The organism is Pseudomonas sp. LJDD11 (assembly GCF_024584215.1).
GTDB lineage: Bacteria > Pseudomonadota > Gammaproteobacteria > Pseudomonadales > Pseudomonadaceae > Aquipseudomonas.
Genome location: NZ_JANJFL010000006.1, coordinates 118,671 through 132,588 on the forward strand (window position 1 = coordinate 118,671; position 13,918 = coordinate 132,588).

Annotated in this window: 10 protein-coding genes; 3 read left to right on the forward strand and 7 right to left on the reverse strand. The window is 60.5% G+C overall.

Going from position 1 to position 13,918, the window contains the following annotated elements; genetic code table 11:
- Window positions 1-40: 40 nt before the first annotated feature.
- Window positions 41-607, reverse strand: a complete 567-nt coding sequence (gene mntP, locus NRB16_RS09870) for a manganese efflux pump MntP (RefSeq protein WP_257106053.1) — start codon at window positions 605-607, stop codon at window positions 41-43.
- A gap of 463 nt (window positions 608-1,070) precedes the next feature.
- Between mntP and NRB16_RS09875 the strand changes: the two genes are divergently transcribed.
- On the forward strand, window positions 1,071-2,834 hold the full coding sequence (locus NRB16_RS09875) for a sensor domain-containing phosphodiesterase (protein ID WP_257106054.1): 1,764 nt from the start codon (window positions 1,071-1,073) through the stop codon (window positions 2,832-2,834).
- Window positions 2,835-3,593: 759 nt separating this feature from the next.
- Here the strand turns inward: NRB16_RS09875 and NRB16_RS09880 are convergent.
- The 6 genes from NRB16_RS09880 to NRB16_RS09905 form a co-directional block, all read right to left on the reverse strand.
- Window positions 3,594-4,970 carry a cytochrome c gene (locus tag NRB16_RS09880; protein WP_257106055.1) on the reverse strand — a complete coding sequence of 459 codons (1,377 nt, stop codon included), beginning with the start codon at window positions 4,968-4,970 and terminating at the stop codon, window positions 3,594-3,596.
- A 12-nt stretch (window positions 4,971-4,982) separates the two neighbouring features.
- Entirely contained in the window at window positions 4,983-6,752 is a 1,770-nt protein-coding gene (locus tag NRB16_RS09885) for a GMC family oxidoreductase (RefSeq protein ID WP_045482728.1), read from the reverse strand.
- Between the two features lie 36 nt (window positions 6,753-6,788).
- Complete coding sequence (locus tag NRB16_RS09890) at window positions 6,789-7,442, reverse strand: gluconate 2-dehydrogenase subunit 3 family protein (protein ID WP_257106111.1); 654 nt, start codon at window positions 7,440-7,442, stop codon at window positions 6,789-6,791.
- Between the two features lie 588 nt (window positions 7,443-8,030).
- Window positions 8,031-8,810: a transporter substrate-binding domain-containing protein gene (locus tag NRB16_RS09895; protein ID WP_045482721.1), complete on the reverse strand. Its 780-nt coding sequence runs from the start codon at window positions 8,808-8,810 to the stop codon at window positions 8,031-8,033.
- Window positions 8,811-8,889: 79 nt separating this feature from the next.
- A complete protein-coding gene (locus tag NRB16_RS09900) occupies window positions 8,890-10,521 on the reverse strand; it encodes a methyl-accepting chemotaxis protein (RefSeq protein WP_257106056.1) in 1,632 nt (543 codons plus the stop codon).
- A gap of 320 nt (window positions 10,522-10,841) precedes the next feature.
- Window positions 10,842-11,375, reverse strand: coding sequence for a hypothetical protein (locus NRB16_RS09905; RefSeq protein WP_052483342.1), 534 nt, complete (start codon window positions 11,373-11,375; stop codon window positions 10,842-10,844).
- Between the two features lie 222 nt (window positions 11,376-11,597).
- Between NRB16_RS09905 and NRB16_RS09910 the strand changes: the two genes are divergently transcribed.
- Both NRB16_RS09910 and NRB16_RS09915 read left to right on the forward strand, forming a co-directional pair.
- Window positions 11,598-12,776 (forward strand): GGDEF domain-containing protein, encoded by a 1,179-nt coding sequence (locus tag NRB16_RS09910; protein ID WP_257106057.1) that lies wholly within the window; start codon window positions 11,598-11,600, stop codon window positions 12,774-12,776.
- 133 nt (window positions 12,777-12,909) lie between these two features.
- A complete protein-coding gene (locus NRB16_RS09915; RefSeq protein WP_045482709.1) occupies window positions 12,910-13,851 on the forward strand; it encodes a hypothetical protein in 942 nt (313 codons plus the stop codon).
- Window positions 13,852-13,918 lie beyond the last annotated feature (67 nt).

Genomic DNA, 13,918 nt, shown 5'->3' on the forward strand with positions numbered 1-13,918 from the left:
CTGTATGGATCCCCCTGTTTACTGGGGGATTCTATGAGGCTCAAGCCGTCAAATGTTCAAACAGAATCGTCCCGCCCACAATCATCAGCACCACGCCGCCGACAATCTCGGCTCGTTTACCGACCATCGTGCCGAGCACTCTCCCAAGCATCACGCCGATGGTCACCATCACTAGCGTCGCCAGACCAATCGCCGCTGAGGCAATCAGAATGTTCACGTCGACAAATGCCAGGCCCACCCCCACTGCCAAGGCGTCGATGCTGGTTGCCACGGCGGTAACGGCAAGGATGAACAACGAGTGCTGGCTGGATCTTTCCTGTTCTTCTTCGCCGTCGTCTTTCAGGCCGTTGTAGATCATGTGCAGGCCCAGGCCGATCAACAGGGTGAAGGCAATCCAGTGGTCCCAGTCGGCGACCCATACTGACGCGGCGCGGCCGATGGCCCAGCCAATCAACGGGGTAATAGCTTCGATGACGCCGAATATCAAGCCGGTGCGCAGGGCTTCGAGAAAGCGGGGTTTGTGCAGTGCGGAGCCTTTGCCGATGGCTGCTGCGAAAGCGTCCGTGGACATGGCCAGAGCGAGGAAGATAAGGGCAAACGGGGTCACGGTTTACGTCCAGCCGGGCTATGAGTCAACGACACGGCAACGCGCCCGGCTTTAGGCGTGTGCAATGTCGCTGGTCTCACCAACCTAAAAGGTGTTCGTACCACGGCTGACATGCCGAGAATGTTGATACGAACGCCAGCGATTGCTCGCTGACAGGCTACTCCCCAACGGAAGCGGCGATTATATACAAACCTGGATGAACGGCGGGTGAAGTTTTTTGGGTAAGCCAGGTTCTTCAGGTTCGCCTTTATTCGCGCCGACTACCACCATCTTCATTGCTGGGTCCTTGCCTGCTGCGTTACGCAGGCACACAAGCGCAGCGAGGCAGTAGGGTAACCGACGGAGTGTGTCGAATCTTGTCTCTGCTCAGGATACGCTGACCCTTGGGCGCTTTTTTGTCGGGGGCGTCAGCAATTGCCGTTAGAGTGTCAGTTGATAGCACCCGTTAACGAGGTATCTGTAAGTGCAGGACGAAGCAAACGCATCCTCAGCCAAACCGCTGCACCAGCACGTGCTGGACGCCATGGCGTGTTTTGAGGGCATCAAGGATGAGATGTTCGATGAGCTGATTCAGATGGCCACCGTGCATTTCGATGTGCCGATTGCGCTGATTTCGATTCTTGAAGACAGCCGCCAGTGGTTTCTGGCCCAGTCGGGCATGAGTGTCGGGCAGACTCCGTTGATCGACTCGTTCTGTGCGCGGGCTATCTTGACCAATGATTTTTTTCAGATCACTGATGTGCTCAGTGATCGGCGTTTTCGCGATAACCCGTTGGTACAGGGCGATCCGGGTATTCGCTTCTACGCGGGCTACCCATTGGTGACTGGCGATGGCGTGCCGCTGGGCATGTTCTGCATCATCGACACCCAGCCGCGTGACAGCCTCAATGCTGAGCAACAGACCATGCTCAAGCAAATAGCCAAAGTGGTCATGTTGCGCATCCGCGACTTGCGCGAAACCAGCTATGTTGACGCCACCATCGGCCTGTTCAACCGCCTCAAGTTCGAAAAAGACGTTGAGGCGTACCGCAACCGTGACGAGCCGCTGACGGTGATCGCTGCCGACATGATCTCGCCGGCGTTCCTCAATGAAATCGTCAAGTCGCTGGGCTACCCCTTTGCAGCCAAAGTGATGTTGCTGCTCAAGGACAAGCTCAAGGCCATCATTGGCGAGCGCGACCTGTACAAGATCAGCCCCACGCGCTTTGGCTTCATGGTGCCGGGCAACGGCGATATCACAGACTTGATCGATCAGCTTTCCAGAGAAATCGAGCAGCCGATCGAATGTTCCGGTATCCCTCTGCAACCGCGGGCCGGGCTGGGCATGTTACGGCTCTGCGGTGGCGACTGGCATGAAGACTGGCTGCGCTGTCTGGTCAGTTCGGCTGACCACGCCCGGCACAAGGGCAAGGGCTGGGTGTACTTCGAGCCAGAGCTGGATCGGGCCCAAGTGCGTGCGTTTACCTTGCTGAGTTCGTTGACCATCGCGGTCGAGCGCGAAGACCAGTTCTTTTTGGAATACCAGCCCAAAGTGGATACCCATACGGGCCGGATGTGTGGCGTCGAGGCGCTGCTGCGCTGGCGGCATCCGGAGCTTGGTTTGATCAGCCCCGGTGAGTTCATCCCGCTGGCGGAAAAGACCCCGCTGATTGGCAAGATCAGTCTCTGGGTGGCGCATCATGCGCTGGAGCAAGTGGTTGTATGGAAGGCGCTGGGGCATGACTGGCCGGTGTCAATCAACGTCTCGGCCGCCGATATGGCCAACTCGGCCTTCGTCGAGCACTTGATCGGCTTGCTGCGTGAGAAAACCATCGAGCCGCATCTGCTGGAGCTTGAATTCACCGAAGGGGCATTGATGATCAGCCCGCAGGTGACTCACCGTAATCTGGAGCGCATCCGTGACTGCGGCATTCACCTGGCGATTGATGACTTCGGTACGGGCTACAGCAACTGGACTTATCTGAGAACCTTGCCGGCCACCACGGTGAAGCTGGATCAATCATTCATGCGCGATGCATGCATCAACCCCAAGGACCGGGCGGTGGTGATCTCGATCATCCAGTTGGCGCAGACCATTGGCTACAAAGTGGTCGCAGAAGGGGTCGAAACCGCAGAATTGTACGAATTGCTCAAGGAATGGGGCTGTGACCAGATTCAGGGCTACTACATCGCCCGGCCGATGGGGCCGCAAGCGTTGCTTGCGTGGGCGCGGCAGGCGCAGGACTAGCCATCCTGCCAGACCCTCTTTTTTGAGGTCAGGCTCGTGCCTACATAAATCAATGGGTTAGGTCGATGCTGAGAAAAAGGGTTGCCGGCCCGGAATCAGCACTTTTCTCTTTTAAAACGTAGGCTTAAAGAGCAGAGTGTCTACTTCACTGCCGTATAGGCAGCTCAGAAAAGGTGTCGATGCTGCGAATGGCGTTGCCGATTCTTCACTGCCGTATAGGCAGCTCAGAAATGCAGTGTGCCCGGATCCGCAGATATCAGAACCTTCACTGCCGTATAGGCAGCTTCGCAACTAAAGCCAATACTGGTCAGTTAGACCGGTGGGAGCCAGCTTGCTGGCGAAGGCGGCGGCACATTCGCAGCAGTTGCTGTGACTTTACCGGCCTCTTCGCGAGCAAGCTCGCTCCCACCGGGGGCATACAGTACCTGAGCGAACAGTATTGCAACTTAAGCCAATACTGTTCGTCAGGCGCTATACCTCCGTGGGAGCGACCTTGGTCGCGAAGAGGCCGGCGGGCCTGGTTGGGGCCTTGTGGGAGGGAGCTCTGCTCGGGACAGGGCCAGTAAAATCGGCACATATGCTGTGGATGTAACCCTGCAGTCGCCAGCAGAGCTGCCTCCCACGGACCTGGCCGGTCTTAACTGATCGGCATTATTCCTGCCATGCCCTGTGCTTGCTGCTCGAAAGAAAGGGAGTCTCTTGCAGGTTGCCCAGCCAACACCCATGGCCTGGTCATGAAGATGACCAGGCCATGTTTGCTCAGTGCTGCGGCTTCGACGGTTCCAGGGTCGTCTTGGCCGTATCGTGACCTGCATTCAGGTTGGCGCGGATATCACGCACCTGATTGGCCGTCACGGCACCTGCATTGTTCGACCAGCCCTGGCGCAGGAAGCTCACCAGGGCGGCGGTCTCGCTGTCGTCCATCCGCCAGGCGAAGCCTGGCATTGGCAGCACGGCGGGGGCGCGGGCGGTCGATGGGGTGGTGGTGCCGGCCAGGATCACGTGGATCAACGCGGTCGGGTTGTCGGCATTGATGATGGTCGCACCGTCCAGGCGCGGGAACACCCGCGATGCGCCTTCACCGGCCACGAAGTGGCAAGCCCCGCAGTTGTCCAGATACAGACGCTCACCCAGGGTCAGGTCCTTGGCAGCGGTCAGCTTGGCAGCAGTGGCCGCGCTGCGCTGCGGGTCGTGCTGATAGGTGGCCTGGCTGGCCGGCAGCGACTTGAGGTACGCGGCAATGGCGTGCAGGTCGGCGTCGGTCATGTGCGAGGTGCTGTTGGCGATCACGTCGGTCATCTCGCCGCCTACCGAAGCCTTGGCGTTGCGGCCAGTGCCCAGGTAATCAACCAGCTCTTCCTGGGTCCAGTGCGGCATGCCGCGCAGGCTTGGCACCGACCAGCCATTGAGTTCGCCACCGGCCAGGTAGGTCGCGCTTTTCTCGTCCAGGCCGCGCTCCTGCATGGTCAGTGCCCGTGGCGTGTGGCACGAGCCGCAGTGGCCCAGGCCCTGCACCAGGTAGGCACCGCGGGCGATCTGCGGGTCTTTGCCATCGGTCGATACCTTGAGCGACACGGCGGCATCCTCCGGCAGTGGCGAGAACAGCGTGCGCCAGTAGGCCAGCGGCCAGCGGATCGACAACGGCCACGGAATGTCATTGGCCTTGTTGGCCTGTTTGACCGGGGCCACGCCATTCATGAAGTAGGCATACAGCGCCTGGGTGTCTTCATCGCTGGTGCGTGCATAGGACGGGAACGGCATCGCCGGGTACAGCGCCGTGCCGTCGTGGTTGATGCCACGGCGTACCGCTTGCTCGAACTGACCGTAGGTCCAGCCACCGATACCGGTGTCTTTGTCGGGCGTGATGTTGGTGGCATAGATGGTGCCGATCGGTGACTCGATGCCACGGCCACCGGCAAACTCCTTGCCGCTGTGGGCGGTGTGGCAGGCCACACAGTCACCGGCGCGGGCCAGGTATTCACCTTTCTTGATCAGCTCGGGGGTGACCGGCTGGGTCAGTTGCGCGGTTGCATCACCGGAGCGGTTCAACAAGCCTGCGACCAGCCAGCCGAGCAGCGCCAGGACCACACCCAGCACCACCAGGGTGAGCAATAGGGAACGGGATTTGGATTTCACTTTTCTCGCTCCTTATGCCTGCACCAGCGGGCCGGGGTTTTTCAGGTACTGTTCCTTGATCGCCTGCGCTGCATATAGGGTGATGGCGCCGATCATGGAGGTGGGGTTGGCCTGGAAGTTCTGCGGGAAAGCGTTGCCGCCCGGCACGAATACGTTGTGCACGTCCCAGCTCTGCAGGTAGCGGTTCAGCGCGCTGGTCTTGGGCGAGTCGCCCATCACTGCGCCACCGACGTTGTGGGTCGAGACGTACTTGGTCAGGTCCCAGTGCGAGTCCATGCCCAGGAAACTCTCGGTGTAGCTGTCGGGGCCGAGTTCCTTGGTGATGTCCAGGACGATCTTGCGCAGGTACTGCTGCAGTTTCAGCTCGTTCTGTTTCCAGTCGAAGGTGATCCGTGCCAGCGGCAGGCCCCAGCGGTCCTTGTAGTTCGGGTCCAGGTCCATGTAGTGGTCGCGGTACGACATACAAGTGGTGGTGATGCTGACCTTCATCGAGTGGCCGTACCAGTCGACCATGCCTTCTTTCCAGCCCTTGCCCCAGTCGGCGGTGCCGGCCGGCAACGAGGTGCCGATAGGCGCGCCGGTGGCTTGCGAGCTGTGAATCTTGGCGCCGCCAATGAAGCCCGCCGCGTTGCCGTCGAAGTTGCCTGGGGATACGTCGTTGAACATCTGCCCGGTGGCACCGGCGGTGGCGAACGGGTTGAAGAACTTGTCTTTGAAGAACAGCGTCGCGTTACCGTTGCTGAGAAACGCGTAGTTGCGGCCCACGGTGCCGGTTTCAGTCACCGGGTCATATGGCTGGCCGATACCGGAGAGCAGCATCAGGCGCACGTTGACGAACTGAAAGCCCGCCAGCACCACGATTTTCGCTGGCTGGAACACAGTGTTGCCGTCGGCGTCGGCATAAGTCACGCCTTTGGCGGTCTTGCCGTCCGGGTGCAGCTCGACCTTCAGGACGTTGGCGTTGACCTTGTAGTCAAAGTTGTCCATGCGGTTAAGCGCATCCATCACGGCGGTCTGCGGCGATGCCTTGGAGTAGTTCAGGCACGGGTACTTACTGCAATAGCCGCAGTAGTTGCACGGTGCGATCTGATTGCCGTACGGGTTGGTCCACGCCTGGGAGACGTTGGCCGACGGGTTGGGGAAAGGGTGGTAGCCCAGCTTGCGCGCCACGTCGGCGAACATCGAGCAGTTCAGGGTGTCTTTCAGCGCCGGCAGCGGGTAGGGGTTGGAACGCGGGCCTTCGAACGGGTCGCCGCCTTCCATGATCTGCCCGCGCAGGTTGCCGGTGTTGCCCGACAGGCCGCAGATCATGTCGAATTTGTCGAGGTACGGCTCGATCTCTTCCCAGCTGAACGGGAAGTCGCCGATGCGCATGTCGTCCTGCAACACGCCCTTTTTGTAGGCCTGGTCGGCGTAGGTCTTGAGCTTGATGTCGGTCGGCGTCGGGCGAATCAGCACGCCGGTCCAGTGCAGGCCCGAGCCGCCCACGCCGGTGCCCGGTTCGAAGGCACCCCACTTGCGGGTCGGCAGCGCCATGCTGCTGGTGTTGTGGCGTACGGTCATGGCCGCATCTTTGGGGGTTGCCATGATCTTGTTACGCACGCCGTAGGCGTACTGGTCAGCCGGTTTGGGGTAGGCGAAGTCCTTGTTGGTACGGTCTTCGCCGCGCTCCAGGGCGCGGACCTTGAGGCCCGCCTGGGCCAGCTCGATACTCATCAACGAACCGGCCCAACCCAGGCCGACTACGACGACATCGACTTCGTCATTGGTAATGTTTGCCATAAAAACCTTGCTTGCGTGAAGGCGAATATTCCGGGGTCAGCCGCGCTGGCCGCTGACACTGACCGGGCCGAGGGGGTACTTGACGTTGTGCTGGGTGACCCATTCGACGTAGCTGGCGCGGGCACCGGGGAAGCCGATGGCAATCCACGCTTTCATGCCCTTGTTGCCGCCGTAGATCGGGTCGGCCAGGTAGCCCTGCTTGGTGTGGCCCAGCAGCTCACCGAAAAACTGCTTGGACTTGAGGATGTCCTCGCCATAGGCCCTGAAGTCGACTTCGCCGCTTTGCAGCTTTTTGAGCACGTCGTTTTGTACCGGCGCATCCAGCACCGCGAAGTTGTCGCGATGTTTTTCCTGGCACCAGGCGTTCACGGCCTTGATCGCCGTGCGGTAGATCTGCTGCGGGGTGAACGGGATCTGGTAACCCATGGTTGGCGGCGGGTTGGCCGGGAACGGGCCTTCCAGATAGATCTCGCTGCCCAGGTCACTGGCCAGTTGCTGGTCGATGAACACCGGTACGTTGGTTTCCAGCGCGCCAGGGCCACGGCCTTCGGCGGGGATCAGGCGGTCGGTGGCGGCGAGCACGAATGCCCATTCGCCAGGGCTGAAAAAGGTCGGGGCGTAGGTGTCCAGGCCCGGGGCAATCATCTCTGCGGCGGCCGCGGCACTCAGGCCTTTGACGGTCACACCCATTGCCGGCAAGGCAATCAGGGAGGAAAGCAGAAACTTCCTTCGCGATGTCGGTTTGTTTAACAACATGTAGGGATCACCTATGACTGCTCACAAGAAAATCCCGGACGACACAAGGCTCTAACACACGCCTGACGGCGCATCTGACCCTCTGCTTGAACGTTGGCGACAGGTTGCTGGACTGTTCGCACGCTGGCTGCCGCTCGCTTTCTTGAGGGCAAACGACAGCGTGGGCAAACGACCGGGGTCGTTGCCAGGTAGGCGAACAATTCAGGAACAGGGCTGGCAGGCCTTCTAGGCTGCTCTCATTGTGTTTCGTTTGCAGCGGGACGGCCGGGTCATTACGGTGACCCGGCTCGAACATAGAGGTGCGATACGGTTTGATCGCTTGCTCATCACGGGTTGTACGATGTTATCAGAGTCATTCGGCTATGTAACGAATGATTTCATAATGATAGTCAAGCGCTCTAGTGTCGCATTCTTCCGGTTAGTTGCGCTGTCTTTATGATGTCTGGCTACCAAGAAAATCTTGTGAGATTTTTATGGTTATCTGATGACATCATAGGTCCTTGAGCTTATCGCTTTCAGCCTTCAGGGCAGCGCCAGCCACTCGCTCTGCACCTTCTGGTAAGCCCCTGTGGCCTTGCTCAGGTGCAGCCATTGGTCGACATAGCTCTTCCAGTCCGCATCACCGCGCGGTAGCAGGTAGGCTTTTTCGCCGTACTGCATGTAGCGCGACGGGTTCACCGCGCACAGGCCCGGCAAGCGCTTTTGCTGATACAGCGCTTCGGACGAGTCGGTAATCATCACGTCGGCTTTTTTATCCAGCAGTTGCTGGAAGATGGTGTTGTTGTCGTGGAAGGCCAGTTGCGCCTTGGGCAGGTGCGCGCGGGCAAATGCCTCATTGGTGCCGCCGGCCGGTTCGATCAGGCGTACCGCCGGCTGGTTGATCTGCTCGATGGTCTGGTACTTGTCCTGATCGACGCAGCGCACCAGCGGGATCTTGCCGTCCACATCCAGGGTGTCGCTGAAGAACGCCTTCTTCTGCCGCTCCAGCGTCACCGAGATCCCGCCCATGCCGATATCGCACTTGTTGGCGAGAAAGTCCGGCATCAGGGTCTTCCAGGTGGTCGGCACCCATTTGACCTTGACGCCCAGGCTTTGCGCCAATGAGCGCGCCATGCTGATATCAATGCCTTCGTACTCGCCATCGGCGCGCCGATAGGTGTAAGGCTTGTAGTCGCCGGTGGTACACACCGCCAGCTCGCCTGCTTGCTGGACCCTGTCCAGATGCGAGATCGGCTCTTGAGCCTGGACCAGACCGGACAGTCCCAACAGCAGGGCAGTGATTGCGGACAATTGCAGATTCATCGGGGCGGTTACTCGCTTGTTGGTATTGAGGGACCAGCAGGGTAACCGCTTTGACGCCCCTTACGGCAGCCGCATCGGTTTACATGCGAAAGCGCATCACCATCGCGTTCAGCGCTACCGCCAGTTGCGACAGCTCACCGCTGGCGGCCGAGGTCTGGTTGGCGCCGGCAGAATTCTGCAGCGACAGGTCGCGGATGCTGGTCAGGTTGCGGTCGACTTCCCGGGCGACTTGCGCCTGTTCTTCGGTGGCCGTGGCGATGCTGATGTTGCGCTCGTTGATCAAAGCGATGGCGGCGGTGATTTCAGTCAGCGCTTTGCCGGCGGCTTCTGCGACCGTCAGGCTTTCCTGGGCGCGTTCGCGGCTCAGGCCCATGGCGTTGACTGCTTTGCCAGCGCCATTCTGGATCGAGGTAATCATGCTTTCGATCTCGGCGGTGGACTGTTGGGTACGGTGCGCCAGGGCGCGGACTTCGTCAGCGACCACGGCAAAACCGCGTCCTGCCTCGCCGGCACGGGCGGCTTCGATGGCCGCGTTCAGCGCCAGCAGGTTGGTCTGGTCGGCGATGCCGCGAATCACATCCAGCACGCCGCTGATGTTCTGTACCTGAGTGGCCAGGCCGTCGATCTCGGTGGCGGTGCTGCCGACCGCATGGTGCAGGTCGGTGATGACCGCCACCGTCTCGCTGACCCGTTGGCGACCATTGATCGCCGACTGGCTCGATTCCTGGGCGGCGTCCGAGGCCAGTGCGGCATTGCGGGCGACTTCCTCGACCGCCGCGCTCATTTGATTGATGGCTGTGGCCGCCTGGTTGATTTCATCGTTCTGGCGCTGGATACCGCGCAGTGCGTCAGCGGTGACCGCGCTGGTTTCTTCCGAAGTGGATGCCAATTGGTTGGAGGAGTGGCCCAGCTCGCCCAGCGTGTGGCGCAGGTTCTGCTGCATCACCGCCAGGGCGCCGAGCAGGCGGCCCGGCTCGTCATTGCCGTTCACCTCGATCGGCTTGCTCAGGTCGTTGCCGGCAATCTGTTCGGCGACATTTAGCGCCTGGGCAATCGGTGCCACCAGGCTACGGGTGAACAGCGCCGCCAGGACCAGGGTGGCAATCAGCGCGACGATGATCGCGGCGATGGTCACATACTGCGCCTCGGCATACACCGCGTCGGCCCGTTCGCCGGAGCGGGTGGTCATCAGCTCGACCTGGCGGGTGACCTCTTCGATGTCCTTGCTCAGGCGGTTGGCTGCCAGGGTCTGTTCGCCACCCGGCGCGGTAATAGCGCTGATCGCGTCTTCACGCTTTTGCTCAACCAGTTCCAGAAAACGCGTATGCACGCCCAGATAGGCGATCAGGTTGGTCTCCATCTGGCTGTAGGCTTTCTGGCCATCCGGGTTGGTCAGCAATGGCTTGAGCTTCCTCACATCGGCTTCGAGGTTGGCGCGGCCATCCTTGATGCGTTGGTGGGCCACCTGGAGTGCTTGTGGCGATTGGGCGGTACGCAAGTTGGTATTGCCAAGGCGGATGGTCAGCAGGTCGCTTTCAATATTGGCGATGGCCTTCACGGCAGGCATCACCTTGTCCTGCAACACTTGCCGGGAGTCTTTGAGTTGGGAGGCCTCGTACAGTGAGAACAGTCCGAAAGCCGAAATCAACAGGGCAAAAAAGCCGAAGCAGAGCAAGGAGCGGGGGGCGATATTGAGGTTTCTCAGGTTCATGCTGAAAGCCTGTCTACGGAGGAGGGGGCGGTCTGGCGCGCAGACCTTAACCGTTTCAGGCAAAGCTCGCTTGTTAGGCTTTGTGAAGTTCAGGGGTCATTTATCTTTTTTTAACGGCTATGGCGACGAAATTTGGCGTGGCTGAAATAGCAGGTGATAGGGCTGAAACGCCCGCGTGATAGCCATTTGACGCCATTGGATTGGCGGGCGTTTTCTGTCAAGGGCTGCTGCGGCCCGGTGCGACAAAATACCGCAGCAAGATTTTCTGGTTGATGCACCGACCTATTGCTGATTGCTCATGGGGCGGTGGCCGGGTCGGCTCAAACGTACTCCACCTTCGACTCCACCCAGCCGGTAAAGTCCGGGTGCAAACGAGCGGCTTGTTCCGCCAATTGCTGCGCAGTTTCATCACTCAGACCGTAGCGTTCATCAATCGCTTCGGCCAGCGCCTGCCAGTCCATGTCTTGGTTATCGTCCTCATCAGGTTCGACCCAGCTATCGACGTAGAACACCTGCCCCGAGCCCAACTGACGGATGAAGTCCTCAAGGCTGCCCGCCACCAGGCTCGACTCGCCCTCCGAGCCCATGAACACCACCGGCGGCGTGCCAGTCAGGCCGGGGTAGTACCACAGCAGAAACAGCGAGCCGGTGCCGTCCTGGCCGAACTGCACGAAGCTGTCGCCTTGCGCGGCCCAGCGCTGGCCACCAAACCAGTGGCCGAAGGTCTCGGCCAGATCTTCATCAGTGGTCGCATGGAACTCGAAATCAATTGGCCAGGTGATCAGTTGGCGTTCGCACAGGCTTTCGATAAAAGCGATGGCGTCGCGGGTGGTCGGGTCCAGTTTGCTTTGCATGGTGGCTTTCCGTGAGGGGTGGGGGTCAGTAGACAGCATAGAGCCGAAAATCTTCGAGCCGGGGCGGGTTGCTGGCTGGCGACGCCGGGCGTCGGTCGTCGGTCGTCGGCTTAGCCGATCGGGGCTATGTATGCCATTGCCCGAGTGATGTACTCTGCCAAAGTCCTTGCAAATGCTTACAATCGCCTCCCTTTTTTTGCTCACTTACAGGCTTGGCAGTCCATGGCGCTCGACCCAACAACCATGTTGGTCCTTTCTATCGCGCTCGCAGCTTCTGCAGCACTCTATCTGGGCATTGAATGGCGCAGTGTCCGCGCTTCGTCGCTACTGTTCTGGAGCCTGGGTTTTACCACCATCACCGTCGGCTGTAGCCTGGCGTTGCTGCGCAACAGCGGCATCCTGATCATCGGCATCTGGTTCGCCAATGGCCTGCTGGTGCTGGCGCACTGGCTGTTCCTGCTCGGTGTGGCACGTTTCACGGAGGTCAGGCTGTCGCGCGCCTGGTATTGGCTGGCCGGGGTGTGGCTGGCCATGCTGTTATTACCTGAAGGGCCGCAGTGGTCGAAAACCATGCTGCTGGCCAACTCGCTGCTGGTCTCGATCGTGACCTTGCGGGCCAGTTTTCTGCTACGTCCGCATGGCCTTTCGTTGAGTGTCGGCGCGGCGCAACTGCGCTTTGTGCTGCTGGCCCATGGTCTGTTCTACCTGTGCAAAGGGCTGTCGGTGTTTGCGCCGGGCACGCTGGTCGATCTGGCGGCGTTGCGCGGTCATGTGATTCAGATTTCGCTGGTCGAGGGGGTGATCGCCATCATGCTGTTGGCGGTGTCGATGACCGGCACCGAGCGTTACCAGCGTGAAAAGCAGATCGCCCGGTTAGCCGCTCGCGACCCGCTTACCGCGCTGTATAACCGCCGCGCGTTCGAAGCCCGGGCGGTGCGTCTGCTCAGCGACGTTTCGGCTGCCAGACCAGGCGCCTTGCTGCTGATCGATATCGACAACTTTAAACCGGTCAATGACCTGCATGGCCATGCCGCGGGCGACCGGCTGCTGGTCATGCTCAGCGAGATGATCCGTGCGCTGGTGCCCAAAGGCGATCTGGTGGCGCGTCTGGGCGGGGATGAGTTCACGATCCTGCTGAGCAATGCGTCTTGCGAGTCCATCGAGGCCATCAGCAGTGCCTTGCGTGAGCAGTTTCAGCAGGCCGCGACAGACCACTTTCCGACACCGTTGCCGGTCACCTTGAGTGTGGGTGCCAACCTGTTTGGTGAGCCGCCGGTCAGCCTCACCGCGTTGATTGAGCAGGTGGACAAGGCGTTGTATGACTCCAAACGCAGCGGCCGCGATGCCTTGCGGATAGTCGATCAGACAGTCGGTACCCAGCAAACATTGCAGGCCCAGTGAGGTTCCCGGCCTCCTGCAACCGGGGGCGCATGACGTTTGCGCCAACCAGGCATTAATATTTTGAAACATCAGCGCAGGCGCAGGTCGTAACCAGTGAGGGACTTATCCTTTCACTGCCAAAGGGCCTGCAATCATGATCACACCTGCGCAATACACCACCTACGCGCCCGACCGGGCGAGCCAGTCTGGCGTCTCCTGGGCGGCGATTTTCGCCGGTGCCGCAGGTGCGGCAGCTTTATCCATGATTTTGCTGTTGTTGGGCTCAGGGCTGGGCTTCGCGCTCTCGTCGCCCTGGGGGGATGAGGGCGTCAGCGCCAAGGCGCTGGGTATATCGACGATTGTCTGGCTACTGGTGACGCAGATCCTGGCGTCGGCGCTGGGTGGCTACCTGGCAGGCCGGTTGCGTGGCAAGTGGACCAACCTGCACGGCGATGAGGTCTACTTCCGTGACACCAGCCACGGCTTCCTGTCCTGGGCTGTGGCGACCCTGATCACCGCTGCACTGGTGGTCAGTTCGGTCGCTTCGACGGTCGGTAGCGTGGCTCAGGTCGGTGGTCAGGCGGCGGGCGCGGCCATGGCCGCCGGTGGTGCTACAGCGGTCGGCGCGATGAGCGATGGCCAGAATCAGGGTGACGGTGGCTACTTCATCGACAAACTGCTGCGCAGCGCCGACCCTTCCCAGGCCAGCCAGACCGACGCGCAAGGGGTGACCAGCCGCATCCTCAACAAGGCCCTGGCCGGTGATGGCCAGATGAACGCTGACGACCGTGCTTACCTGGCGCAGTTCGTCGCGCAACGCACCAACATGACCCAGCAAGAGGCCGAGCAGCGCGTTGACCAAGTGTATGGCGAGGCTCGTCAAGCTATTGAAGACGCCAAGCTTGCGGCAAAACAGGCCGCTGACACCGCTGCCAAAGTCGCCGCGCATACCGCGCTGTGGACGTTCATCGCCCTGTTGTGCGGCGCCTTCTTTGCCAGCCTTGCGGCGCTGTGGGGCGGTCGTCAGCGTGATCGCGCGCTGTGGATCGATGACCCACTGGAAACTGCCGCGCTGGAACGTGCCCGTCGCACTTGAGAGTTGATTTGACAATCACCCGGTCGTGACCGGGCAAGGAGCTAAATGATGCGTTCGCTATTGCTGT

Bases quoted from the DNA above. Each gene is read 5' to 3' on its own strand.
- NRB16_RS09885 (WP_045482728.1), bottom strand. From the start codon at position 6,752: ATGGCAAACATTACCAATGACGAAGTCGATGTCGTCGTAGTCGGCCTG.
- NRB16_RS09915 (WP_045482709.1), top strand. From the start codon at position 12,910: ATGATCACACCTGCGCAATACACCACCTACGCGCCCGACCGGGCGAGC.
- NRB16_RS09905 (WP_052483342.1), bottom strand. From the start codon at position 11,375: ATGCAAAGCAAACTGGACCCGACCACCCGCGACGCCATCGCTTTTATC.
- NRB16_RS09910 (WP_257106057.1), top strand. From the start codon at position 11,598: ATGGCGCTCGACCCAACAACCATGTTGGTCCTTTCTATCGCGCTCGCA.
- NRB16_RS09900 (WP_257106056.1), bottom strand. From the start codon at position 10,521: ATGAACCTGAGAAACCTCAATATCGCCCCCCGCTCCTTGCTCTGCTTC.
- NRB16_RS09895 (WP_045482721.1), bottom strand. From the start codon at position 8,810: ATGAATCTGCAATTGTCCGCAATCACTGCCCTGCTGTTGGGACTGTCC.
- NRB16_RS09890 (WP_257106111.1), bottom strand. From the start codon at position 7,442: ATGGGTGTGACCGTCAAAGGCCTGAGTGCCGCGGCCGCCGCAGAGATG.